This is a genomic window from Buchnera aphidicola (Tuberolachnus salignus), assembly GCF_900016785.1.
Classification (GTDB): Bacteria; Pseudomonadota; Gammaproteobacteria; order Enterobacterales; family Enterobacteriaceae; genus Buchnera_F; species Buchnera_F aphidicola_M.
Genome location: NZ_LN890285.1, coordinates 97,652 through 123,457, shown reverse-complemented (window position 1 = coordinate 123,457; position 25,806 = coordinate 97,652). Strand labels below are relative to the sequence as shown.

At 22.8% G+C, this 25,806-nt stretch carries 20 protein-coding genes; 9 read left to right on the top strand and 11 right to left on the bottom strand.

The genetic code is table 11. From position 1 onward, the window contains the following. Window positions 1-3: 3 nt before the first annotated feature. The 7 genes from nuoH to ndhC all read right to left on the bottom strand — a co-directional run bounded on the left by nuoH (window position 4) and on the right by ndhC (window position 8,552). Window positions 4-978, bottom strand: coding sequence for an NADH-quinone oxidoreductase subunit NuoH (gene nuoH / locus BTSPAZIEG_RS00560; RefSeq protein ID WP_075472433.1), 975 nt, complete (start codon window positions 976-978; stop codon window positions 4-6). Next, complete coding sequence (gene nuoG, locus BTSPAZIEG_RS00555) at window positions 975-3,719, bottom strand: NADH-quinone oxidoreductase subunit NuoG (RefSeq protein WP_075472431.1); 2,745 nt, start codon at window positions 3,717-3,719, stop codon at window positions 975-977. Before nuoG ends, nuoH begins: the two co-directional genes overlap by 4 nt. 113 nt (window positions 3,720-3,832) lie before the next feature. Beyond that, window positions 3,833-5,143, bottom strand: coding sequence for an NADH-quinone oxidoreductase subunit NuoF (nuoF, locus tag BTSPAZIEG_RS00550; protein WP_075472429.1), 1,311 nt, complete (start codon window positions 5,141-5,143; stop codon window positions 3,833-3,835). Further along, complete coding sequence (gene nuoE, locus BTSPAZIEG_RS00545; RefSeq protein WP_231937941.1) at window positions 5,140-5,631, bottom strand: NADH-quinone oxidoreductase subunit NuoE; 492 nt, start codon at window positions 5,629-5,631, stop codon at window positions 5,140-5,142. Before nuoE ends, nuoF begins: the two co-directional genes overlap by 4 nt. 16 nt (window positions 5,632-5,647) lie before the next feature. Next, window positions 5,648-7,405: an NADH-quinone oxidoreductase subunit C/D gene (nuoC, locus tag BTSPAZIEG_RS00540; protein WP_075472427.1), complete on the bottom strand. Its 1,758-nt coding sequence runs from the start codon at window positions 7,403-7,405 to the stop codon at window positions 5,648-5,650. 120 nt (window positions 7,406-7,525) lie between these two features. Then, a complete protein-coding gene (locus BTSPAZIEG_RS00535) occupies window positions 7,526-8,143 on the bottom strand; it encodes a NuoB/complex I 20 kDa subunit family protein (protein ID WP_075472424.1) in 618 nt (205 codons plus the stop codon). A gap of 64 nt (window positions 8,144-8,207) precedes the next feature. Continuing rightward, complete coding sequence (ndhC, locus tag BTSPAZIEG_RS00530; protein ID WP_075472422.1) at window positions 8,208-8,552, bottom strand: NADH-quinone oxidoreductase subunit A; 345 nt, start codon at window positions 8,550-8,552, stop codon at window positions 8,208-8,210. Between the two features lie 253 nt (window positions 8,553-8,805). Between ndhC and dnaK the strand changes: the two genes are divergently transcribed. Next, the gene (gene dnaK, locus BTSPAZIEG_RS00525; RefSeq protein ID WP_075472420.1) at window positions 8,806-10,713 is read left to right on the top strand and encodes a molecular chaperone DnaK; all 1,908 of its coding nucleotides are present in this window, start codon (window positions 8,806-8,808) and stop codon (window positions 10,711-10,713) included. A 130-nt stretch (window positions 10,714-10,843) separates the two neighbouring features. Next, on the top strand, window positions 10,844-11,980 hold the full coding sequence (gene dnaJ, locus BTSPAZIEG_RS00520) for a molecular chaperone DnaJ (RefSeq protein WP_075472418.1): 1,137 nt from the start codon (window positions 10,844-10,846) through the stop codon (window positions 11,978-11,980). A gap of 83 nt (window positions 11,981-12,063) precedes the next feature. On the opposite strand, the gene rpsT is transcribed toward dnaJ, so the two are convergent. Then, complete coding sequence (gene rpsT / locus BTSPAZIEG_RS00515) at window positions 12,064-12,336, bottom strand: 30S ribosomal protein S20 (RefSeq protein ID WP_075472416.1); 273 nt, start codon at window positions 12,334-12,336, stop codon at window positions 12,064-12,066. A 232-nt stretch (window positions 12,337-12,568) separates the two neighbouring features. On the opposite strand from rpsT, the gene ileS reads away from it, so the two are divergent. From ileS to carB, 5 genes are all read left to right on the top strand, one after another. After that, a complete protein-coding gene (ileS, locus tag BTSPAZIEG_RS00510; protein ID WP_075472413.1) occupies window positions 12,569-15,409 on the top strand; it encodes an isoleucine--tRNA ligase in 2,841 nt (946 codons plus the stop codon). A 78-nt stretch (window positions 15,410-15,487) separates the two neighbouring features. Further along, on the top strand, window positions 15,488-15,874 hold the full coding sequence (locus tag BTSPAZIEG_RS00505) for a signal peptidase II (RefSeq protein ID WP_075472411.1): 387 nt from the start codon (window positions 15,488-15,490) through the stop codon (window positions 15,872-15,874). A gap of 257 nt (window positions 15,875-16,131) precedes the next feature. Continuing rightward, a complete protein-coding gene (gene dapB / locus BTSPAZIEG_RS00500) occupies window positions 16,132-16,950 on the top strand; it encodes a 4-hydroxy-tetrahydrodipicolinate reductase (RefSeq protein ID WP_075472409.1) in 819 nt (272 codons plus the stop codon). A 66-nt stretch (window positions 16,951-17,016) separates the two neighbouring features. Further along, window positions 17,017-18,186: a glutamine-hydrolyzing carbamoyl-phosphate synthase small subunit gene (carA, locus tag BTSPAZIEG_RS00495; protein ID WP_082252436.1), complete on the top strand. Its 1,170-nt coding sequence runs from the start codon at window positions 17,017-17,019 to the stop codon at window positions 18,184-18,186. Continuing rightward, on the top strand, window positions 18,165-21,395 hold the full coding sequence (gene carB / locus BTSPAZIEG_RS00490) for a carbamoyl-phosphate synthase large subunit (protein ID WP_075472405.1): 3,231 nt from the start codon (window positions 18,165-18,167) through the stop codon (window positions 21,393-21,395). The genes carA and carB overlap by 22 nt, the downstream gene beginning before the upstream one ends. Before the next feature lie 134 nt (window positions 21,396-21,529). On the opposite strand, the gene rsmA is transcribed toward carB, so the two are convergent. Then, window positions 21,530-22,342 carry a 16S rRNA (adenine(1518)-N(6)/adenine(1519)-N(6))-dimethyltransferase RsmA gene (gene rsmA / locus BTSPAZIEG_RS00485; protein WP_075472403.1) on the bottom strand — a complete coding sequence of 271 codons (813 nt, stop codon included), beginning with the start codon at window positions 22,340-22,342 and terminating at the stop codon, window positions 21,530-21,532. A gap of 96 nt (window positions 22,343-22,438) precedes the next feature. On the opposite strand from rsmA, the gene BTSPAZIEG_RS00480 reads away from it, so the two are divergent. After that, a complete protein-coding gene (locus BTSPAZIEG_RS00480; protein ID WP_075472401.1) occupies window positions 22,439-23,227 on the top strand; it encodes a DedA family protein in 789 nt (262 codons plus the stop codon). 149 nt (window positions 23,228-23,376) lie between these two features. On the opposite strand, the gene rplY is transcribed toward BTSPAZIEG_RS00480, so the two are convergent. Both rplY and nfo read right to left on the bottom strand, forming a co-directional pair. Further along, window positions 23,377-23,676 carry a 50S ribosomal protein L25 gene (gene rplY, locus BTSPAZIEG_RS00475; RefSeq protein WP_075472399.1) on the bottom strand — a complete coding sequence of 100 codons (300 nt, stop codon included), beginning with the start codon at window positions 23,674-23,676 and terminating at the stop codon, window positions 23,377-23,379. A 98-nt stretch (window positions 23,677-23,774) separates the two neighbouring features. After that, a complete protein-coding gene (gene nfo / locus BTSPAZIEG_RS00470; protein WP_075472397.1) occupies window positions 23,775-24,644 on the bottom strand; it encodes a deoxyribonuclease IV in 870 nt (289 codons plus the stop codon). A gap of 248 nt (window positions 24,645-24,892) precedes the next feature. Between nfo and BTSPAZIEG_RS00465 the strand changes: the two genes are divergently transcribed. After that, window positions 24,893-25,777: a glycine--tRNA ligase subunit alpha gene (locus tag BTSPAZIEG_RS00465; RefSeq protein ID WP_075472395.1), complete on the top strand. Its 885-nt coding sequence runs from the start codon at window positions 24,893-24,895 to the stop codon at window positions 25,775-25,777. Window positions 25,778-25,806: the final 29 nt, after the last annotated feature.

The window sequence follows — 25,806 nt, the reverse complement described above, 5'->3', positions numbered from 1 at the left end:
AAATTATTTATTAAAATATAATAAAAAGAAAGCAGTAAAAAGTAAATTTAATAATGTCAAAGGTAAAATGTAAATCCAACTAAATAACATTACATCGTTATATTTCGGACGAGGTAAAGATGCACGACATAAAATAAAAAATAATAAACATAAAAATATTTTTATTAAAAACCATATATATCCAGGAAAATATGGACCCATCCATCCACCAAAAAATAAACTAACTATCATAGCTGAACCGGTAATCATAGAAATATATTCACCAATAAAAAACATACCAAATTTCATTCCAGAATATTCAATATGATATCCGTCAGCTAGTTCTTGTTCTGATTCAGGTTGATCAAAAGGATGACGATGACAAATTGCAAGAACAGCAATAAAAAAAGTTATAAATCCAAAAAATTGAGGAACAACGTTCCAAATTGTTTTTTGACTTTCTATAATTTTTAAAATATTAAAAGATTTTGCACGAGCTACCACACCCATAATTGACAACCCTAAAAAAACTTCATAACTTAACGTTTGGGCTGCAGATCTAATAGCACCTAACAATGAATATTTATTTTGACTAGACCATCCAGCTAATAAAACTCCATATACAGAAATTGAAGACATCATTAAAAAAAATAAAATTCCAATATTTAAATTTATTATAAAAAAATTTTTTGTAAATGGAATTGTAAATAAAACAAATAATAATGATAAAAATGAAATAATAGGTGAAATAACAAAAATACATTTATCACTAAAAGGAGGTATCCAATCTTCTTTAAACAAAATTTTTATACCATCCGCAAGAATTTGTAACCATCCATTCCAACCTACACGATTTGGACCACAACGATTTTGAAAATATGCTAAATATTTTCTTTCAATAATACTTAAAAAAGCTGCACTTAAAATAATAATCATAATAATAATACTTATTAAAAAAAAATTAGCAAAAATTTTTAACAAACAACTAAAACACTTCATGTTTTTATAACCTTTTTTAAATTAAAAATTTTTTTTCCGATTAAAGAAAAAGAAAGATTAAAGATTCCGATTGGTAAACCTATAGTTCCTAAACTTGTTTTTTTAGAAAATAAAACAGGAAATTTAAATTTTTTTAAGTCAATCGTAAATTTTAATAAATCATAATTCTTTAATTGTAACGATTTTCCGTCTATAATATTTAAAATGATATAACTTTCTTTAATTATTTTTTTAATTTCTTTTGAATTTTGACTTATTTCTTCACTACCTAATAATTTATAATATGGAAAAATTACAAACTCTTTTACATTTTTTTTAAAAGTCAATAGTTTTGGAATGATAGTAAATAAAGAAAAATTATATTTTTTTCTTTTAGATAACAAAAGTAATCCATTTTGATATTTTTTTTCTTTTTTTTGATAATAAGAAGGCGTTTTATATAAAGATTGTATTGAATTCCAACCTGCAGACCATGTAAAAGGAATATGAGAAAAATTTTCTTTTTTCGAAGAAGATCCTTCTAAAGAAAAAGTAAATGTTGAATCTAAATCATTAGAATATAAAGGTTCATGAACAGTTATATTAGAAGAAAAAGACGTTCTACCACTAAAACGATTCGTTGATCGCAAAATTTTTTGATTTAAAATATGTGTTTGAGAATGAAAAATTGTATTATTATCGTTTTTATAATAAAAAATTTTTTTTATACAATTTAAAAAAATTTCATCTAAAGTATATGAATTAATAACCTTAAAATTAGTTTCTTCATTATAGAGTGCATGCAACCAACGCCAACTTTCTAATACAACACATGTTTTTGTGTAAAAGTTAGAATCTATAACTTTAAAAAATCTTTGAGCTCTAGCTTCATAATTTACAAATGTCCCAGTACTTTCAGAAATCTTTGAACATGGTAAAAAAATAGTAGATTTTAAAACTGTATTAGAATTTTTGTGATCTATAACAATAATATTTTTAATATTATTTGTTAATTGTAAAAAATCTTTATTTTTTAAAAAAAGAGAAATATCATTTTCTAAAATAATTAAAATTTTTATTTTTTCTTTGATAATACGTGTTAAAAGAAATTTAAAAGAAAAACCATTTAATAATGAAACACCGACACTATTTACAAAAGAAGGAAATAAAATTAATCCTATTTCAGGACTACATATTTTTAAAAAAGCAGCCAAATTATGTGCTATTTTTAATAAAGATAAATTTATATTACTCGCTCCTGAAATAATTAACGGTTTTTTAGAATTTAATAAAGATTGAGCGATATGTATTATTATTTTTGAAAAATGTTTTTCATCAATAGTTTGTTTAAAATATAATTTTTGTAAACATTCTAAAATTAAAATACCAAATTTTATTTGTTGTTCTACAGGTGCATAATAAGTATATTCGCTAATGTCATCTAATTTTGTTATATCTGTACTAGTAATAAATAAAGAATTTTTTTTATTTTGAAAAATAGTTTTTATAGCTTCAGAATTCCATAATTCAATATTTTCTATTTTTTTTTTTTTCAAAAAAATATTTTTTATAGCTTGTCTTACCGCTAATGCTGCACGAGATGCTGTTTGAGTTAAATCTTCTCCTAAAATTAAAATTACATCATATGTTTCAATTTCTGTTATTGTAGGAATATAAATATTACTATTTTTTAAAATTTTTATTATAAAAGACATGCATTTATTTAATTTTTTATCCATTCCTGAAAAAAAATTTTTTTTTCCGACTAATGTACGTAATGCAAAATTACTTTCTAAACTAGCTCTTGAAGACCCAATTCCAAAAATTTTTTCTTTATATTTTTTTTTTAAATTAATAATTAATTTAATCGCTTCTATATTAGAAATTTTTTTTTTATTTTTCTTGAAATTAAGAAGAGGAGTAAAAGAAATTTTTTTATTATTCAAATAACCATATCCAAATCGACCTAAATCACATAAAAAATGTTTATTAATATCAAAATTGAAACGATTATCTACAACACAAACTTTTCCGTAACGTTCACCTATACTAATGTTACAACCAATACTACAATGTGGACAAATACTAGGTGTATATTTAATATCCCATTTACGAGCATAAATATTATGTTCTTTTTTTTCCGTAAATACTCCAGTAGGACAAATATCAACTAAATTTCCTGAATATTCACTTTCTAAAAATCCATCTTTAAATCTACCAAAATAAATTTTATTACTACTTCCATATACTCCAAAATCTTTTCCTCCAGCATAATCTTTATAATATCTAACACAACGATAACATGTAATACAACGATTCATTTCATGTTGTATAAAAGGTCCTAAAAATTGATTTTTAAAAATACGTTTTTTAAATTGATAACGTCTCCTATGATGTTGATTTAATACAGTCATATCTTGCAAATGACATTTACCACCTTCTGAACATACTGGGCAATCATGAGGATGTTCTAACATCATAAATTCAATAATACTTTTTCGAAATTTCAAAACTTCTGAATCTAAAACAGAAATTTTCATGTTTGGAAGTACAGATGTCATACAAGACATTACAATAGTACCAATACGATCAGTTTCATCTTTATAAATTTTAACAGCACATTGCCGACAAGACCCGATACTTCCTAAACTAGGATGCCAACAAAAATAAGGAATATTCAATCCAAGAGATAAAAAAATTTCTAACAAATTTCCAAAACGTGATGTAATAAATTTTTTTTTATCTATATAAATAGTTAACATTAAATCTTTTTTCTCCAAAATTTTTTTATTTGAAATTTTATACAAATTTTTAAAAATTATTTTTTAAAAATTTTTTATATTTTATACTAAATCAAAAAGTTTTCTTAAAAAAATTAAGAATCTATTAAAATATTTTGAAACGAATTAGGCGATAAAAAAATTCCTTTTTCAAATTCTGAACGAAAATATTTAATTGCACTTTTTAATGGAGATATTGCTCCTGGTGCATGAGCACAAAAAGTTTTTCCAGGTCCTAAATTCTCACAAATTTCTTCTAACAATTCTATATCTCCTTTATTTCCTTGTTTTTTTTCTAATTTTTTTAAAATCTTAACAGTCCATGGTAATCCTTCACGACAAGGAGTACAAAAACCACAAGATTCACGAGAAAAAAAAATTTCTAAATTTAATACTAATGACACAATATTTATAGAGTTATCTATTGCCATAGCTAATCCTGTTCCTAATCTACTACCTATTTTTTGTAAACTTACAAAGTCCATTTTCACATCCAAATGTTTTTCAGTTAGTAAACTTGTTCCAGCTCCACCTGGTTGCCATGCTTTTAAAAAAAAACCAGATCTAATTCCTCCAGCATAATCTTCTAATACTTCTCTAGCTGAAATTCCTAATGGTAATTCCCATAAACCTGCATTTTTTACTAATCCTGAAAAACCTATTATTTTAGTACCTGTATCAACACTATTTGATAAATTATGATACCAAGAAATTCCATTCATAATAATAGAAGGAATATTAGATAAAGTTTCTACATTATTAATACAAGTAGGTTTACCCCATAATCCTGAGAAAGCGGGAAATGGTGGTTTAAATCTTGGATTAGCTCGTTTTCCTTCTAAAGAATTAATTAATGCAGTCTCCTCTCCACAAATATATCTTCCTGCTCCAGTATGTAAAAAAATATTAAAATTAAAATTTTTTTTTAATATATTTGTACCTAAATATCCATAATATTTTGCCTCTTTTAATGCTTTTTTTAAATTTTTTTCCGCAACGTAATATTCACCACGTAAAAAAATATATCCACAAGAGGCTTTTAAAGCATATGCTGCAATTAACATACCTTCAATTAGCTGATGAGGTAAATTTTCTAATAAAAACCTATCTTTATAAGTACCCGGTTCCATTTCATCTGCATTACATATTAAATAGCGCGTTTTTTTCGTATTATTCATCATTAAATTCCATTTAACACCTGTAGGAAATCCAGCACCTCCTCTACCTTTTAATTTAGAATTTATAATTAAATTAATAATTTCATTAGGCTGAAAATTTTTTAAAGTTTTTAAAATAGCTAAATATCCATTTGTTTTAATATATTCTTTGATCCAAATAGGCGAAATTTTAGAATTTAAACGCCATGTTAAAGGATGCGTTTCATTTGTTAATTTAATTTTTTTCATTTATATACATCCAGAATTTTTAAAATTATTTTTTTTTTAACTTTATAAATTAAATCTTTATTAATCATAATTACAGGCCCTTGATCACATGCACCTAAACAACAAGTTGGTAATAAAGTATATCGAAAATCCTGTGTTGTATGTCCTATTTTTAAATTTAAAATTTGTTCTAATGTTTTTTTAATTTGATTACAACCATTTAAAAAACATACAACACTATCACAATAACGAATTATATTTCTTCCAACTGGTTTTCTAAAAATTTGACTATAAAAAGTAGCAATTCCTTCAATTTCACAACTAGAAATTTCTAAAATATTAGATATTTCTTGAAGTAATGAATCTGATATCCACCCATGACCTTTTTGTACTATTTTTAAAACTTCTATTATAGAAGCTTGAACATATGGGTATTTATTTTTTACGTATTGTATTTTAAAAATTTCTTTTTTACTTAATTCACACATTAAATTTTCCCGTTTATACATAAAACACACTCTAAAATTAACGATCTACGTCTGACATAACAAAATCAATACTTCCTAAATATACTATTAAATCAGAAATAACTGAATTTTTAATAACTGAAGGAATTTGTTGTAAATGAGGAAAACTAGGAGTTCTAATTCTAGTTCTATAACTAGAAATTTCGCCATCACTAATTAAATAATAACTATTAATACCTTTTGAAGCTTCTACCATTTGGAAACTTTCATTTGGTTTTAAAATAATTCCCCAAGACATCGATAAAAAATGAGTTATTAAAGTTTCTATATCTTTAAAAGACTTATTTTTTTCAGGTGGAGTAGTAAGAGGATGATCAGCTTTAAAAGGACCACATGGCATATTTTTTAAACATTGTGTTAAAATTTTCAAACTTTGATAAATCTCTTCTACTTTTAACATCACACGAGTATAAGCATCACTAAGACCTGAACCTATAGGAATTTCAAACTCAAAATTTTGATAACCTGAATAAGGTCTTTTTTTTCTAACATCAAAATCAATTCCAGTAGCTCTTAATCCAGCTCCAGTAACACCCCATCTAATTGCGTCTTGAGATGTATAAGAAGCTATCCCTTGAGATCTAGAGATTAAAATACTATTTTTTAATGCTACATCAATATAAAATTTTAGTCTTTTAGGCATCCATTGTAAAAATTTTTTTAAAACTACATCCCAATTTTTCGGTAAATCTTTAGCTACTCCTCCAATTCGAAACCAAGCAGGATGCATTCGAGCTCCAGTAATTAGTTCAATTAAATCATAAATTTTTTGTCTATCTGTAAATGCTAAAAAAACTGTACTCATACTTCCTGTATCTTGTATAAAGGTAGAAATAAACAATAAATGACTATTAATACGAAATAATTCTGATAACATTATTCGAATTACTTCAACTCTTTTTGGAACTATAATATTAGCTAATTTTTCTACTGCTAATATGTAAGGCATTTCATTTAAACAACCTCCTAAATATTCTATTCTATCAGTATAAGGAATATAATTATGCCATGTTTGTCGTTCTGCGATTTTTTCTGCTCCACGATGATGATAACCAATATCTGGCATACAATCTATAATTTTTTCTCCTTCTAATTGTAATAAAATTCGAAATGCACCATGCGCAGATGGATGATTAGGGCCAAGATTTAAAAACATATATTTAAATCCTGTTTTATCATTTTTTATGCCCCATTCTTTTGGTTTAAAAGATAACATATCTATTGCTGTTTGTTCTTCTTTTAAAGTAAAAAAAAGTTTTTGTTCTTCAGTAGCTCGACAAGGATAATTTTTACGCATTGGAAATCCTTTCCAATTATTTGGCATAATAATACGTCTTAAATTAGGATGACCAATAAAAACTATTCCAAACATCTCCCACGTTTCGCATTCATACCAATTAGCGTTTACAAATAAAGATGTAATAGTAGGCACTTGTAAATTATTTTCAGATAAAGCAATTTTAAACATAATATCACTATTATCTTTTAAAGAAATAATATGATAAAATACAGAAAAATCTGCTTGAGGTAATTTAGAAGAATTTTTTCGTAAACGTTCATCAACTCCATGTAAATCAAATAAAAAATTATATGAATTAAATTTATAGAAATAAAGAAAATTTAAAATTTTTAATAAATCACTTGAAAGAATCCAAAAAACTGGAAAATTTAAAGATGAATTTTGTATTAAAAAACGTGATTTTCCAAAAAATTTAAATAAATCTTGTATGATGGGTTTTTTTAAATATTCTAACATTTTTAATGTATTCTCATTTTTAAAAATTAAAAAATTTATATGTTATTTTAAAAAAAAAAATAAAATAAATTTTAAAAACATAAAAATATTATTTTAAAAACAAAAAAATTTTCTAAAATATTATATATTTTTTTTTTTTGATTTTATTTTAGCTTTATAAATTCCTTGATCTCCAATAATCCAAGATAGTGGTCTTTTTTCTAAAGTAATAGATTTTTGTAATAATAAAAGAGCTTGCATATATGCTTCTGGTCTTGGGGGGCATCCTGGAACATATATGTCAACCGGTAAAAATTTATCTACACCTTGAATTACAGAATATACATCATACATTCCTCCAGAATTAGCACATGCACCCATAGAAATCACCCATTTTGGTTCTAACATTTGATCATATATTCTCTGTATAATAGGTACCATTTTTAAAAAAGGTGTACCCGCAATAACAATAAAATCCGCTTGACGTGGGGAAGAACGTAATACTTCGGAACCAAATCTCGATACATCATGTATTGACGTAAAAGCACTAACCATTTCTACATAACAACAAGATAATCCAAAATTATATGGCCATAATGAATTTTTACGACCCCAATTAACTAACATATGTAAATATTGAGATAATTTTCCAAAAAAAAAGTTTTTTTCAATCATTTTTTTAAAAGGATCAGAAACATTAATTTCTTTTTTAATACGTTCTTTATTTTTTTCAAATACAGGAGTTAAAGTATATTCCATAATTTTATTATCTCAAAAAAATTTATAACAAAAAAATTTCTATAAAAAAAATTTTATAAAAAATTTATTTAATAATTTTCATTTTCACTAAAAATAACAATGTAATTAATAAAAATAAAATAAAAAAAATCGCTTCTAAAAATCCAAACCATTCACATTCATGTATACTAATTGACCAAGTATATAAATATAATATATCAGTATCAAATATCACAAACAATATTGCGATTACATAATATTGAATAGACATTTGAAATCTAGAATTATATAAAGATGGCATACCACATTCAAAAGGAAAATTTTTATAATGTGAATATGATTTTCCTCCTAAAATAAAACTAATTAATAATATTGAACAACATAATATAATACTAATTATAATAAAATAAAAAAAACAATAATTTTGCATAAAAATTCCTTAATATTTTAATATTACATAAAATCATATAATTATAGAAATTATATTTTTTTAAAATAAAATTTAAAATTAAAAAACTATTATTTTAATTTTAAAAAACATATTTTTGTAAAGACCCCCCTTGATGCTTAACAAAATGACCCCATTACATTAGTATTCTCTTTAAAGAATTATAAATTTTTTAATTTTATAGTTTTAAAATATAATATTATAAAATTTTATTTAATTATAAGGATAACATATTGTGAGTAAAATTATTGGAATTGATTTAGGAACTACAAATTCATGTATTGCTATTATGGATGGTACTACTGCACGAGTTTTAGAAAATTCTGAAGGAGAAAGAACAACACCATCAGTTATTGCATATACTGCAGAAAATGAAATTTTAGTTGGACAACCCGCTAAAAGACAAGCTATTACTAATCCTAAAAACACTTTATTTGCTATTAAACGATTAATTGGAAGAAAATTCCGAGATGAAGAAGTTCAAAGAGATATAAAAATTATGCCTTATGAAATCTCCGAATCTGAAAATGGAGATGCATGGATAAAAATTAAAAATGAAAATATTGCACCTCCCCAAATTTCTGCAGAAGTATTAAAAAAAATGAAAAAAACTGCTGAAGATTATTTAGGAGAAAAAATTTCAGAAGCAGTAATTACTGTTCCAGCATATTTTAATGATGCCCAACGTCAAGCGACTAAAGATGCAGGAAGAATAGCAGGTTTAACTGTAAGAAGAATTATTAATGAACCTACTGCTGCTGCTTTAGCTTATGGTTTAGATAAAGGAAAAGGAAATAGAATTATTGCTGTATATGATTTAGGGGGTGGAACTTTTGATATTTCTATTATAGAAATTGATGATGTTGATAAAGAAAAAACATTTGAAGTTCTAGCTACTAATGGAGATACGCATTTAGGAGGAGAAGATTTTGATAATCGTTTAATAAATTTTTTAGTTCAAGAATTTAAAAAAGAACAAGGAATTGATTTAAGAGATGATTCTTTAGCTATGCAAAGATTAAAAGAAGCATCTGAAAAAGCAAAAATAGAACTTTCTTCTGCTCAACAAACTGATGTTAATTTACCTTATATTACTGCAAATTCACAAGGTCCTAAACATTTAAACATTAAAGTTACTCGATCAAAATTAGAATCTTTAGTTGAAGATTTAGTTATTAGATCTATTAAACCTTTACAAATGGCTTTAAAAGATGCCAAATTAAAAATTTCTGAAATACACGATATTATTTTAGTTGGTGGTCAAACACGGATGCCTTTAGTACAAAAAAAAGTAGAAGAATTTTTTGGAAAAGCTCCTCGTAAAGATGTAAATCCTGATGAAGCTGTTGCAGTAGGTGCAGCTGTACAAGGAGGCGTCTTATCTGGTGATGTAAAAGATGTGTTGTTATTAGATGTTACTCCATTATCTTTAGGTATAGAAACTATGGGTGGAGTTATGACTACTTTAATAGGAAAAAATACAACAATTCCTACTAAACATAGTCAAATTTTTTCAACAGCAGAAGATAATCAATCTGCCGTAACCATTCATGTTTTACAAGGTGAACGAAAAAGATCTTCAGATAATAAATCTTTAGGACAATTTAATTTAGATGGAATACAAGCGGCACCACGAGGTATACCACAAATAGAAGTGACTTTTGATATTGATGCTGATGGTATTCTTCATGTTTCTGCAAAAGATAAAGCTACTAATAAAGAACAAAAAATTACTATTAAAGCATCATCTGGATTAAACGAATCAGAAATTAAAAAAATGATTTCTGAAGCTCAAGAAAATTCCGAAAAAGATTTACAATTTGAAGAATTAATTAAAATTAGAAATCAAGGTGATCAAATTTCACATAGTACTAAAACACAATTACAAAAATATAATACATTACTAAATGTAGAAGATAAAAATGAAATTGAAACTACTTTAAAAAATTTAGATTTATCTTTAAAAGGTGAAGATAAAGAAGAAATTAATAAAAATATTCAAAAAATTTTACAATTAAATTCTAAATTTAATAATTTAGCACAAAATCAAGAAAATAATAATAAACCTGAAAATACAAAAAAATCCGAAGAAACAGCTGTTGATGCGGAATTTGAAGAAGTAAAAGAAAAACCAAAAAAATAATTTATTTTATAAAATTGAATAATGAATAATATTACAATTTACAAAATTATTTAGATTTACTAACGGGTGAAATAGATTTATTCTATTAGACACCCGTTGAGTTTTCAATTTTTAAATAGAAGAATAATATATGAAAAAAGATTATTATCAAATTTTAAATATTTCTAATACTGCTACTGATTTAGAAATCAAACGTGCATATAAAAAATTAGCGATGAAATATCATCCAGATCGTAATCAAGGTAATAAAAATGCCGAAACAAAATTTAAAGAAGTAAAAGAAGCATATGAAATTTTAAGTGATCCTAAAAAAAGAAAATTATATGAACAATATGGACATTCTGCTTTTGAACAAAATTCTTCACATAACAATTTTAATAATAATTTTCGAACTTCTACATCAGATTTCAGTGATATTTTCGGTGATGTGTTTGGAGATATTTTTGGTAATACAAAAAAAAATAAAAAAACTAAAGGTTCTGATCTACAATATGATTTAGAATTAACTTTAGAAGAAGCTGTGAAAGGAACTTATAAAGAAATTAATATTCCTACGTTAACAAAATGTATTGATTGTTATGGAACTGGTTCAAAACGCGGAACAAAACCTGTGATATGTACAAACTGTCATGGAAACGGTCAAATTCATATGCAAAAAGGTTTTTTTAGTGTACAACAAACTTGTGAAATTTGTTCTGGACAAGGAAAAATTATTAAAAATCCTTGTGCAAAATGTTATGGGCAAGGAAGAATTAAAAAATCAAAAAAATTATCTATTAAGATTCCTTCTGGAATTGATACAAATGATAAAATAAGATTAAATAACGAAGGAGAAGCGGGATTAAATGGAGCACGTTCTGGAGATTTATACATTCAAATTAATGTAAAAAAACACCCAATCTTTAAACGAGAAGATAATAATTTACATTGTGAAGTACCTATCAATTGTGTTATGGCAGCTTTAGGTGGGGAAATAGAAATTCCTACTTTAGAAGGGAGAATTAATTTCAAAATTCCTCAAGAAACCCAATCTGGTAAACTCTTTAGAATTCGAGGAAAAGGAATACGATCAGTTCGAAATGGATTGCAAGGTGATTTATTTTGTAAAATTATTGTTGAAACTCCAGTTAATTTAAATATGTCTCAAAAAAATTTATTACATAAATTAGGAAAAAGTTTTGGAGATGTTAAAGGTAAAAACAATAGCCCAAAATCAAAAAGATTTTTTAATAGTGTAAAAAGATTTTTTGATGCTTTAACAAAATAATAATTTATGCGAGAGAAAGTATTGTCCGCTATGAAAAATTTGTTTCATAGAAACAATACTCGTATTCCCTCGCTCCTTTAAAATTATTTAAAATGTTTTAAATTTTTAATTTTAAAAGATAAATTAGATTTATAACGAGCAGCTTTGTTTTTATGAAATATTTTTTTTGATACACTTTTATCTAAAATAGATTGCATAATAATAAAATTTTTTTTTGCTTCTTTTAAATCAACTTTTTTAATTGAAATTAATACTTTTTTTATAAATGTTTTTACCCTAGATTTTTTACTTACATTTAATTTTCTTTGACGTTCTGAAGATATTGCTCTTTTTTTAGATGATTTAATATTAGCCAATAATATGTTCCCTTCTGTCTAAAATTTAATTGATTTAACTTAATATATATAAAATATTGACTAAAAAAAATATCTTATAACTATAAGCATTGTTATTATTTGAAAATACAAGTATATTAAAATATTTATATTTTTTAAATTAAAATATATTATATAAAAATTTTTTATAACAAAAAACATATTTTTTATATATTTTATTATTGTTTTTTAGCATAATTTAAAAGAGATTATTATGAATTTTAACAATCATAACATTAATTTACCAAAAACAAAATTTTCTATGAAGGCAAATTTAATTATTAAAGAACAGGAAATTTTAAAAAAATGGACGAACGAAAATATTTATCAAATTTTTGAACATTCAAAAAAAAATACAAAACATTTTTTTTTACATGACGGACCTCCTTATGCTAATGGAAATATTCATTTAGGACATGCAGTTAACAAAATTTTAAAAGATATCATCGTAAAATCTAAAAGATTGTCAAATTTTTATGCGCCTTATATTCCTTGTTGGGACTGCCATGGTTTACCTATTGAACATCAAATAGAAAAAAAATTAAAAATTCAAATAAAAAATTTTACTATTTTAGAATTTCATAAAATTTGTAGAAAATATGTATTTGAACAAATTAAACAACAAAAAAAAGATTTTGTTAGATTAGGGATTTTAGCTGATTGGAAAAATGCTAATTTAACGATGAATTATGAAAATGAAGCAAATACTTTATTAATTTTAAAAAAAATTATTGAAAAAAAAAAATTATATCGTGGTTTCAAACCTATTTATTGGTGCTTTGATTGTCAATCTTCTTTAGCTGAAGCAGAAATAGAATATTTTTCCAAAAAATGTCAATCAATTTTTTTTACTATGGATTTAATTAATTCAGAAAAAATTTTTAAAAAAAAAATAAAAAATTTTTCTAATTTTTTTATTAAAAAAAAAAAAATTTCACTTATTATATACACTACAACTCTTTGGACAATTCCAATTTGTCAAGCTATTGCATTACATCCAAAAATTGAATATATTTTATTTGAAACTTCTTCTTCTCTTTTTATTTGTGCAAAAAAATTATTACCTATTTTATTAAAAAAAAAAAAAATAATTCATTTTATAAAAATTTCAATTTTATTCGGTAAAGAATTTGATTTATTAAAGGTATTACACCCCATTACCAAACAAAAAATTCCAATTATATTATCTCAATATGTTACTGAAGATTTAGGTACTGGAGCTGTACAAATGGCTCCTGATCATGGTATTGAAGATTTTTTTTCATGCAAACATTATAATATTCATCCTAAAAATATAATTGATTCTTTAGGTAAATATAATTTTAAAAAATATGATTTACTTAATCAAACACACATTTTTAAAAGTTCAAAAATTATTTTAAAAATTTTACAACAAAAAAATTGTATTTTTTTACTTAAAAATATTTTTCATAGTTATCCACATTGTTGGAGACATAAAACTCCTGTAATATTTCGTGCTACACCTCAATGGTTTATAAAAATTGATCAAACTTTATTACAAAAAAAAATTTTAAAAAAAATTGATTTTATAAATTGGATCCCTAAATGGGGAAACCAAAAAATGAAAATTTTAGTTAAAAATAGACCAGATTGGTGTATTTCAAGACAAAGAAAATGGGGTGTTCCACTTCCATTATTTATTCATAAAAAAACTAAAAAATTACATCCTGATACTATTTTAATTATAAAAAATTTTTGTAAAATAGTTAAAAAAAAAGGAAGCCAAATATGGTGGAATTTAGATCCTCAAATATTATTAAATAAAAATTTTGATGAATACGAAAAAGTTAGTGATATTATTGATGTTTGGTTTGAATCTGGATCAAATCATCAATTAAAAATTTATGAATATAATGTTCTTAATAAAAAAAATTATATTGCAGATTTATGTATTGAAGGATCAGATCAACATCGAGGTTGGTATATGTCTTCTTTAATTATTTCTATGTGCACTCGTAAATCTATTCCTTATAAAACAGTTATTACTCATGGTTTTGTAGTAGATCAAAAAAAACAAAAAATGTCAAAATCATTAGAAAACATTATTTCACCACAAAAAATTATTCAAATATGGGGTGCAGATATTTTACGACTTTGGGTAGCATATACTGATTATTCAAATGAAATATCTATTTCTGATAAAATTTTAAAACAAACTTCAGAATATTATCGACGTATTCGAAATACTGTGCGTTTTTTATTAGCAAACTTATATGATTTTGTTCCTAGTCTTCATTCCATTCCAATAAAAAAAATATTAATTTTAGATCATTGGATTTTAAATATAACAAAAAAATTTCAAAAAAAAATTATTAAAAATTATTCTAAATTTGATTTTCATACAGTAGTTAAAAATATTTTAAATTTTTGCTCTATACAATTAAGTTCACGTTATTTTGAAATTGTTAAAGATCGTTTATATATGTTTAAAAAAAACAGTCTTGAAAGAAGGAGCAGTCAAACAGTTTTATATTATATTTTACATTGTTTTGTTCGATGGATTTCTCCTATTTTATCCTTTACTGCTGACGAAATTTGGAATTATATTCCAGAAAAATTAGAACACTCTATTTTTGTAACTACTTGGTACAATTTAAAAAAAAAATATTTTTCAAAAACAATTTTTGATTCTAAAATTTGGAAAATTTTATTTTTATTACGAGATGAAATATACAAAAAAATTGAACAAAAAAGAGAAAAAAAAATAATTAGAAGTAATTTAGAAGTTAAAATTATTTTATATGTTTCTGATTCGATATTGGAAATATTAAAAAGAATTCATAGTAAAGAATTACCACTTTTTTTTTCTGTTTCTCAAATTGTTCTTAAAAAATATCATATTGCTCCAAAAAATTTAAAAAATAGTAATCATTTTAAAAAATGCAAAATTTTAATTAAAAAATCTATTGGAAGAAAATGTATAAGATGCTGGCATTATATCGAAAATTTCAAAAAAAATTTTATCAATACAAATATTTGTTCTCGATGTTTTTTAAATATTTACGGAACAGGAGAAAAAAGAACATTTTTTTAAAAAAAAAAAAATATAATTTAATTATTGGTACTATAATATTATTTTCAGATTTGTTAAGTAAATATTTAATTTCAAAAATTGTTCCTTATCAAAAAAAAAAAAATTTTTTGTTTTTTAAATCTTAAAAATTTACATAATTATGGTATTTCATTAAATTTATTTTCTTTGAATTATTCAAAAAATTTTTTTTTATTGTTTTTTAATATATTTTTTTTCTTAATAATAAATTATTTTTTATATATTTATCATCCTAAGACTTCTATAAAAAATAATAATATTGGATATTTATTAATTATATTTGGAAGTTTAGGAAATTTATTAAACAGATCTATAACTGGATATGTAATTGATTTTTTAGATTTCCATTTAAAAAATTTTCATTTTTTTACATTCAATTTAGCAGATATTTATATAATTATAGGAATTTTTTTAACAATCAGTTTTTATTTAGATGAAAAAATTTAAAAATTTTTATTGTTTTTTATTTTTTGTAAAATACAATATGTTTCTAATATTGAGTTTTATGTATAAAACTCAATATTTTTATTTTGAAACATATTTAAAAATACATTCAAAAGCTATACAACATACGATATACTAATAAAATTAAAATTTTTATACATATATAATTAATATATGCAGTAAATTTATTTTATTTTTTTTATACACAAAATAAAATAAATAATTCTTAAATATTTAAAATAAATAATATTGGAAAACTTATGAATCAACATATCAACATTATAATTTCTGGTGCATATGGAAAAATGGGTCGTTCATTAATCAAAGAATTAAAAAAAAATAATCAAATTATTTGTGTTGCTGCTTTAATAAATCCAATTACATATCACATACAAAAAAATCAAAAAAAAATAAAAAAAAAATTTTCTTTTCCGATATTAACTTTAGAAAAATTAAAAAAAAATACTAATATTAATTTTGATGTTATGATTGATTTTAGTACTCCTGAAAATTCTTTAGAAAATATAAAATTTTGTTTACAAAGAAATAAAAAAATTGTGATTGGTACGACTGGTTTTACTAATACTCAAATGAAAAAAATTAAAAAATATTCAAAAAAAATTTCTATTTTATGTTCTCCTAATTTTAGTTTAGGTATTAATTTGATGTGTTTAATTTTAGAAAAAATTTTTAAAATTTTAGGAGAAGTTAATGAAATTTCTATTTTAGAAACACATCATTCTCAAAAAAAAGATTTACCATCTGGAACTTCTTTATATTTACAATCAATTATTACTAATTTTTTTAATTGGAAATTTTTAAAAAAAGATATATTAAATTATTATTATTTAAATACTAAAAATGTACAAAAAAAAATTGGTAGTTCAAGTATTCGAATAGGAAAAGTAATCGGAGAACATACAGTTATCTTATCAATGAAAGAAGAAATTATAAAAATAACACATCAAGCAAATCATCGAAACATATTTTCTCGAGGCGCTTTAAATTCTGTTGTTTGGATTAATAATAAAAAAAATGGATTTTTTACTATGGAAGATACCTTAAAAGAAGTAATTTGAGATAATCTTAAATTTTATTTTAGAATGTTCTAAAATTTTTTTTCACATAATTTAGGAGAAATTATCTTGCACATTAAGGCAATTTTAATATTACAAGATGGTACTATTTTTTACGGAAAAAATGATGGAATAAAAGGAACTATTTTTGGAGAAATTGTTTTTAATACTTCTATGACTGGATATCAAGAAATTTTAACAGATCCTTCATATAGTAATCAGTTTATAGTTTTTACATACCCACATATCGGAAACATTGGTATTAATAATTTTTCTTCAGAATCAAAAAAAATACATGTAAAAGGCATTATTGCTAAAAATTTATCAAAAATAGCAAGCCATTATACAAGTCAAAAAACAATTTTAAAATATCTTAAAGAAAATAAAATTATTTCAATTACAGATATTGATACTCGAAAATTAACAAAAATTATTCGAACATCTGGAACTCAATATGGTTGCATTACTACAGATATTAACATTTCTTCAAAAAAAATCTTAAAAAAAATTTCAGAATATTCAAATTTCCCTAAAAAAAACATAATTTTAAAAAAAAGCACAAAAAAAAAATATATTTGGACTACTAAGAAATCTTCCAGTCCTTTTAATTATTTAAATCGATTTCATATTCCATATAAAAAAAAAAATTTGTTTCATGTTGTAGTATATGATTTTGGAATTAAAAGAAACATTTTAGAAATTTTGTCTAAAAAAAATTGTATTATTACAATTGTTCCCGCAGAAACTAAAATAAAAAAAATTTTAGAATTAAAACCTTCAGGAATTCTTCTATCAAATGGTCCAGGTGATCCCCGATTATGTGCGTTCACTGTACAACAAATTAAAAAATTATTATTTTGTAATATTCCAATTTTTGGAATTTGTTTAGGTCATCAAATTTTAGCTTTAGCAGAAAATGCAAAAATTATAACTATGAAATTTGGACACCATGGTTCTAATCATCCTGTAAAATCACTATCAAATAATCGTATTTTTATTACCTCTCAAAATCACAATTATACTATTGATCCTTTATCTTTAAATAAAAATATTAAAATTACCCATATTTCTCTATTTGATAATACAATTCAAGGAATATCTTTGAAAAATTCTTTAGCATTTAGTTTTCAAGGTCATCCTGAAGCTTTTCCTGGCCCACATGATATACAAATTTTATTTGATAAATTTATTAAAATAATGTCTAAAAAGGAAAAAAAATGCCTAAAAGATCTGATTTAAAAAAAATTCTTATTTTAGGTGCAGGTCCTATTATAATTGGACAGGCTTGCGAATTTGATTATTCAGGAGTGCAAGCCTGCCAAGTATTGAAAGAAGAAGGTATTAAAATAGTCTTAATCAACTCTAATCCAGCGACTATTATGACAGATCCGAATTTAGCAGATCAGACATATATCGAACCTCTAAAATCTTCGATTATTGAAAAAATTATACAAAAAGAAAAACCAAATGCTATTTTACCTACTATGGGTGGACAAACAGCATTAAACTGTCTTTTAAAATTACATAAAAAAAAAATTTTAACAAAAAATAACATAGAAATTATTGGTGTCACTATTTCAGCTATTCAAAAAGCTGAAGATAGACATTTATTTGAAAAATCTATGAAAAAAATTAATTTAAAAACAGCTCCTTGTAAAATTGTTAACAATCTTCAAACTGCACTATTAACAGTAGAAGAAATTGGTTTTCCATGCATTATTCGACCATCATTTACTATGGGAGGTAGTGGCGGAGGAATTGCTTATTCACTTCCAGAATTTAAAAAAATTTGTCGATTAGGATTTAAATTATCTCCTACACATGAACTCTTAATAGATAAATCATTAATTGGTTGGAAAGAATATGAATTAGAAATTATACGTGATACAAAAGAAAATTTTATTGTAGTTTGTTCAATAGAAAATTTAGATCCTATGGGAATACATACAGGAGATTCAATTACTGTAGCGCCATCACAAACTTTAAGTGATATTGAATTTCAAAAAATGCGCAATGCTTCTAAAAATATTTTACAAGAAATAGGAGTACATAATGGAGGAGCAAATGTTCAATTTGCTATTAACCCAAAAAATGGAGATATGATTATTATCGAGATGAATCCTAGAGTTTCTCGATCTTCCGCTCTAGCATCAAAAGCTACTGGTTTTCCTATTGCACGTATTTCAACAAAATTAGCAATTGGATATACTTTAGATGAATTGCAAAATGAAATAACTGGTGTTGGTACTCCAGCAGCTTTTGAACCTTCGTTAGATTATGTAGTAGTTAAAATGCCTCGATTTAATTTTGAAAAATTTCCAGAATGTACTGATAGATTAACCACTCAAATGAAATCTGTTGGCGAAGTTATGGCTATTGGACGTACATTTTCCGAAGCTTTACAAAAATCTATACAAAGTTTAGAAATAAATTCTTCTGGATTTGATATTACATTATGGAAACCTGCTTCAATTGAGATTATCAATAATGAAAAAAAATTAATATATGAATTAACTCATGCTGGTCCAGAACGAGTATGGTATATTGGAGAAGCTTTTCGAAAAAATTGGTCAATAAAAAAAATAAATCATTTTACTAAAATAGATCCTTGGTTTTTATATTATATTCAAGAAATTATTTTTATTGAAAAAGATATTAAAAAAATTGAAATACAAAAAATAAATTTAAAATTTTTAAAATTTATTAAAAAAAAAGGATTTTCAGATTTAAGAATTTCACAATTAATAAATGTAAAAGAAAAAATAATCCGTGATATTCGATTAAATTCTGATATTCGCCCTGTTTATAAAAGAATTGATACTTGTGCTGCAGAGTTTTCGACAGAAACTGCTTATTTATATTCAACATGGGATGATGAATGTGAATCAATTCCTACTAAAAACAAAAAAAAAATTATTATTTTAGGAGGAGGTCCTAATCGAATTGGTCAAGGAATTGAATTTGATTATTGCTGTGTACATGCATCTCAAGCTTTAATGAATAAAAATTATGAAACTATTATGATTAATTGTAATCCAGAAACAGTTTCAACTGATTATAATATGTCTAATCGATTGTATTTCGAACCGATTACATTGGAACATATTATTTCTATTGTAAATTTAGAAAAACCTTTAGGAATCATTATACAATATGGTGGGCAAACTCCTTTAAAATTAGCAAAATATTTTCAAAAACTCAATATTAAAATTTTAGGAACCACATACGAAAATATTGATAAAGCAGAAAATAGAAATAAATTTCAAAAAATAATCCAAAAATTGAAATTTAAACAACCAAACAACTATATCGTAAATACTTTTGAAGAAGCTTCTCAAAAATCTAAAATTTTAGGTTATCCTATTATTATGCGCCCGTCTTATGTTTTAGGTGGACGTGATATGAAAATTATTAAAAATCCAATAGAATTAAATAAATATTTTAAAAATTTAAAAAATACTTCTCAAATTCAAAAAATATTATTAGACCAATATTTAGAAAATGCAACAGAGATAGACGTAGATATTGTATGTGATGGTATAAATGTTTTAATTGGTGGAATTTTAGAACATATAGAACCTGCTGGAATACATTCAGGAGATTCAGCATGCGTATTTCCACCTTATACTCTTTCATCTAAAATAATACAAAAAATTAAAAAACAAGTTAAAAAATTAGCTATAGAACTTTCAATTAAAGGATTAATGAACGCTCAATTTGCAATTCAAAAAAAAAAAATATATATTTTAGAAGTAAATCCTAGGGCATCACGAACTATTCCTTTTCTTTCCAAAGCTACTGGTTATGAATTATCAAAAATTTCTGCTTATGTAATGATTAATCATACTTTAAAAAAACAAAAATGTCTCAAAGAAAAATCTTCAAAATATTTTTTTGTAAAAGAAGTTGTTTTACCATTTAATAAATTTGAAAACTCTAATTTAATTTTAGGACCAGAAATGAAATCTACAGGCGAAGTAATGGGGATTGGAAAAAAATTTTCACATGCTTTTTATAAAGCTTTACAAAGTACTGTTTCTAAAATTTTAATTCCTGGTTTAATTTTATGTATAATACCATTTCAAAATTTAAAAAAAATTTTTAAAATATGCAAAAAATTTATCAATTTAGGTTTTATTATTGATTTTGTTTCAAAAAAAATATATAAATTTTTAGAAAATTCAAAACTTAATTTACATCATATTAATTGTCTTAATCTTAAAAAAATTTATTTAAAAGAAATTTTAAAAAATAAAAAATATGTTTACATCATTAACATTCCAGATTTCTCTCAAAAAAAAAATTATAATAAAGAAATTTTTCAATATATTATACAAAATCAAATACATTATGATACTACTTTAAAGGGTGTATATGCAACATATGGAGCTTTTAAAAACCATGATAAAATAAATGTTTATTCAATTCAACAAATACAATGTCGTTAAAAAAAATCAATTTATAAGTTGCATATTTAAAAATTTTATTGTTTTGAATAATATAAAATATAAAAAATGCAAGCTGATTTTTTGCTTGCATTTTTATATTTGAAAAAATTATATAATATTGAAAACAAAAAAAATTATAACAAATTTTCTAAAATAATTAAATCTACTAATTTTGAATATTGTAAAACTGTTATATTCTCTGGTCGATTTAAAGGATTAATTCCTAAAGACAATAATGTTTTTTCATTAAAAAGTATACCTAAACTATTTTTTATAATTTTTCTACGATTTTTAAATGCTATTTGCGTAACATATCCTAATAAAATTAAATATTTTTTAATATTTTTTTTTTTAAATATTGGTATAAACTTTAAAAAAGTAGAATCCACTTTAGGTTTTGGAAAAAAATCTTCTTGTGTTGCATGTAAAATAATTTTAATGTTATAAAAATATTGAGTTACAATACTCAAACGTCCATATTTTTTAGTATTAGGCAGTGCAATTATTCGATCAGCAACTTCTTTTTGAAACATAAAATGCATATCAAAAATATATTCATTAACTTTCATTATTTTTAATAAAAAAAGAGTAGAAATATTATAAGGTAAATTTCCAAAAATACGAAATAAAATACCATCATATTTTTTTAAGAATAATTTATAATTAAAATTTAATGCATTTACTAAAAAAATACGAACTATGTTAGAAAAAATATTTTTAGATAAAAAAAAAACTAATTTTTCATCAATTTCTAAAACAATTAATTTTTTTACTATTTGACTAATTGGAACTGTTAAAGCACCTAAACCAGAACCAATTTCTATCATATGATCTTGATATTGAATATTCATCTGATCAATTATTTTAGAAATTATAAAAGAATTTTTTAAAAAATTTTGACCTAATCTTTTAATAGGAGAATGTTTTTTTAAAAACTTATTATACATAAATATATAAAACCCTTAATAATATATAAAGAAAAAATTTTTTATAAAAAATAATATGTATACTATTCACTATTACTTTGAAATTATTGAAAAATTATGAAATATTATCTTGCTCATTATATGAATTTTATATTAAATCATTTACCTTTTATAGTATTTATAATTTCTTTTCTGGAATCTACACTTTTTATTGGATTATTTATTCCTGGATTAGTCTGTATGAGTACATTAGGAACATTTATCGGACATGAAAAAATAAATTTTTATCATGCATGGTTTTTAAGTTTTATAGGATGTTATCTTGGAGATTTAATTTCATATTTTATAGGAAAAATTGGTCAAAAAAAAATAAAAAACATGAATTTTATTCAAAAAAAAAAAAAAATTATAAAAAAAATTTATAAATATTTATTTCAATACAGTTTTTTTACCATTTTTTTTGGAAAATTTATCGGACCTATTCGTCCTTTAATTCCTGTAATATCTGGAATTTTTAATATTTCAACAAAAAATTTTTTTATTCCAAATTTTTTTGCTTGTATATGTTGGCCTATTATATATTTTTTACCGGGAATTTTAACTGCTTTAACTTCAAATTCTATGCAAAGAATACCAAACTCTAATTTTTTTTTATTTTTTATAACATTTTTTTTATGTACTTTTTTTTTATTTATTTATATTTTGTTTAATTGGATAATTTTTTTTAAAACTCAAAAAAAATTTCATATTTTTAAATTCAAGATTTCAATAAAAAACGGATTTTTATTACTTCTAATTATTATTTTAATTATGGTTTTTCAAATATTTTTTTTACTTTCACAACCTCAAACTATTTTATGTTATAAATTATTTAAACATCTTATATTAAAAAAAAATTTTTTTTAATAAAAAATTCTAGAATCGGCACAAAAAGTAAAAAATTTAAAAAATATATAAATATAAATATTTTAAAAAATACATTTATACTTTTAGTGCCGATAAAAATTTTTTTATATAGAAATAATATCATTATATCAATAATATAAATTTTTAATTTATTTTGAAATATGTAAAAAATCTATATGTAAAATTTTCGATTTAATTGGATGTCTTTGTATTTCTTTAATTTTTACTATATATTTTTTATTTTCCAATAATAAACATAATGGCAAAACATAAAAATTTTTTTTTTTTTGAGCATTTAAAAAATCATTATGATTTAAAAAAATTGATATTGTAATATTATTATTTTTAAAACCATATATAATCGCAGGAATTTTATTATAAAATTTACGCATCAAACGATTATATTGAGTACCACTTTTAGTTTTTATATCAGTTTTTAATGTAATCATTTTTTTCTCAAGTTAAAAAAATAAATTAAAATATATAAAATATTAAAAAATTATTTTTAAGATATTTAGGAATATATTATTATTTCATTGTATACTTTTTATGATGTTAAAATATCAATAATTTTACCTTTTTGTATTTTTTTTAACCATTGAATTTCTATAGGCCATAAATTAAAATCTTTCGTTTCTAAAATAATAGGAATATTAATAAATTGTTGAGATTTCATAATCCATTCAAAAAAAAATTTTTTAATATATCCTTTTCCTAAATTTTCATGACGATCAATACGACTATTCAGAGGCATGCAAGAATCGTTTAAATGTAAACCTTTTAAATATTTAAACCCTACAATATCTTCAAATTTTTTAAAAGTATTTAAAAAACTTGAAAAATTACGCAATTCATAACCTGCCGCAAACAAATGGCAACTATCTAAACAAATTCCAATTCGAGTTTTATCTTCTACATATTTAATAATATATGCTAAATGTTCAAAACAATATCCAACATTACTACCTTGTCCTGCAGTATTTTCAATAACTAAAACAATTCCGGTTGTACAATTTAATATTGTATTAATAGATTTAATAATATTTTGTAAACATTTTTTTTCAGAAATTACACTTAAGAAACTACCTGGATGAAAATTTATCATAGACAATCCTAATTCAAAACATATTTTTATTTCTTGAATAAAAAAGAATTGTGATTTTTTCCGTAAATAATCATCTGGATGCCCTAAATTAATTAAATAACTACTATGAGGTAAAATTTGTTGCGGAGAATATCCGTAATTTTTGCAATTTTTTTTAAATGAAATTTTCGAAAATTCTGTTAAAGGTTTAGAAACCCAACGTCTTTGATTTTTCACGAATAATGCAAATGCTGTTGCGCCTATTTGATATGCACGTAAAACTGAATTTTCTATTCCTCCAGCAGAACTAACATGAGCTCCAATATATTTCATAATTCAAATTTTTATCCTTGAAAAAATTTTTTAAATGTGAAATTATGTTTTAAAAAGAAATATTCTAAAATTTTTTTTAATATATTTATTTTAATTTAAAAAATTTTTACTTTTTTTAAAAAAAAATATTATTTTAAAAAAAATATTATAAATTTTTTAAAAAAATTTTTAATTTACTTTTATATGTTTAAATAATATCATAATAATTTTATCAATAATTAAAAAATAAAATATTTGGACTTATTTATATGAACTCTTTAAAGTTTTTAACTTTTTCAGAAATTATTTCTTCTTTAAAAAATTTTTGGAATTTACAAAATTGTACAATTTTACAACCTTTAGATATTATAATTGGAGCAGGAACTTTTCACCATCAAACTTTTTTTACTGCTTTAAATTCAAAAAAAAAAAAAATAGCTTATGTACAACCTACACGACGACCGTCTGATGGACGATATACTCAAAATCCAAATCGTTTACAACATTATTATCAATTTCAAGTACTGTTGAAACCTGCTCCAAAAAATATTCAACAAATATTTATACAATCTTTACAACATTTAAACATTGATATTAAAAAAAATGATATAAGATTTTTAGAAGACAATTGGGAAAATACAACTTTAGGCGCTTGCGGTGTAGGATGGGAAATCTGGATTAATGGAATGGAAATCGCACAATTTACTTATTTTCAACAAATGGGAGGATTAAATAGTGTTCCTATTTCAACTGAAATTACATATGGTTTAGAAAGATTAGCATTACATATACAACAATGCAAAAATATTTCTGAAATTATTTGGACTCAAAATAAAAATAAAATTACTACATATGGTCAATTATTTAATAATTTTGAACAACAACATTCTTTATATAATTTTTCTGAATCAAACTCTAAAATATTATATAAATTATATAAAATTTATCTTAAAGAATCAAAACGATTAAATCAACATAAAAAAATTTTAATTATTCCAGCTTATGAACATATGTTACATGCTATACATTATTTTAATTTATTAGATTGTAAAAAAACTTTTTCTGTAACTGAACGTACACATTATATTAAAAAAATACGTACTCAAATTAAAGAAATCGCATTAAATTATTTAAAAAATTTTAATAATAATTAATTTTTTTTTTTATCATCATACTTAGGTTT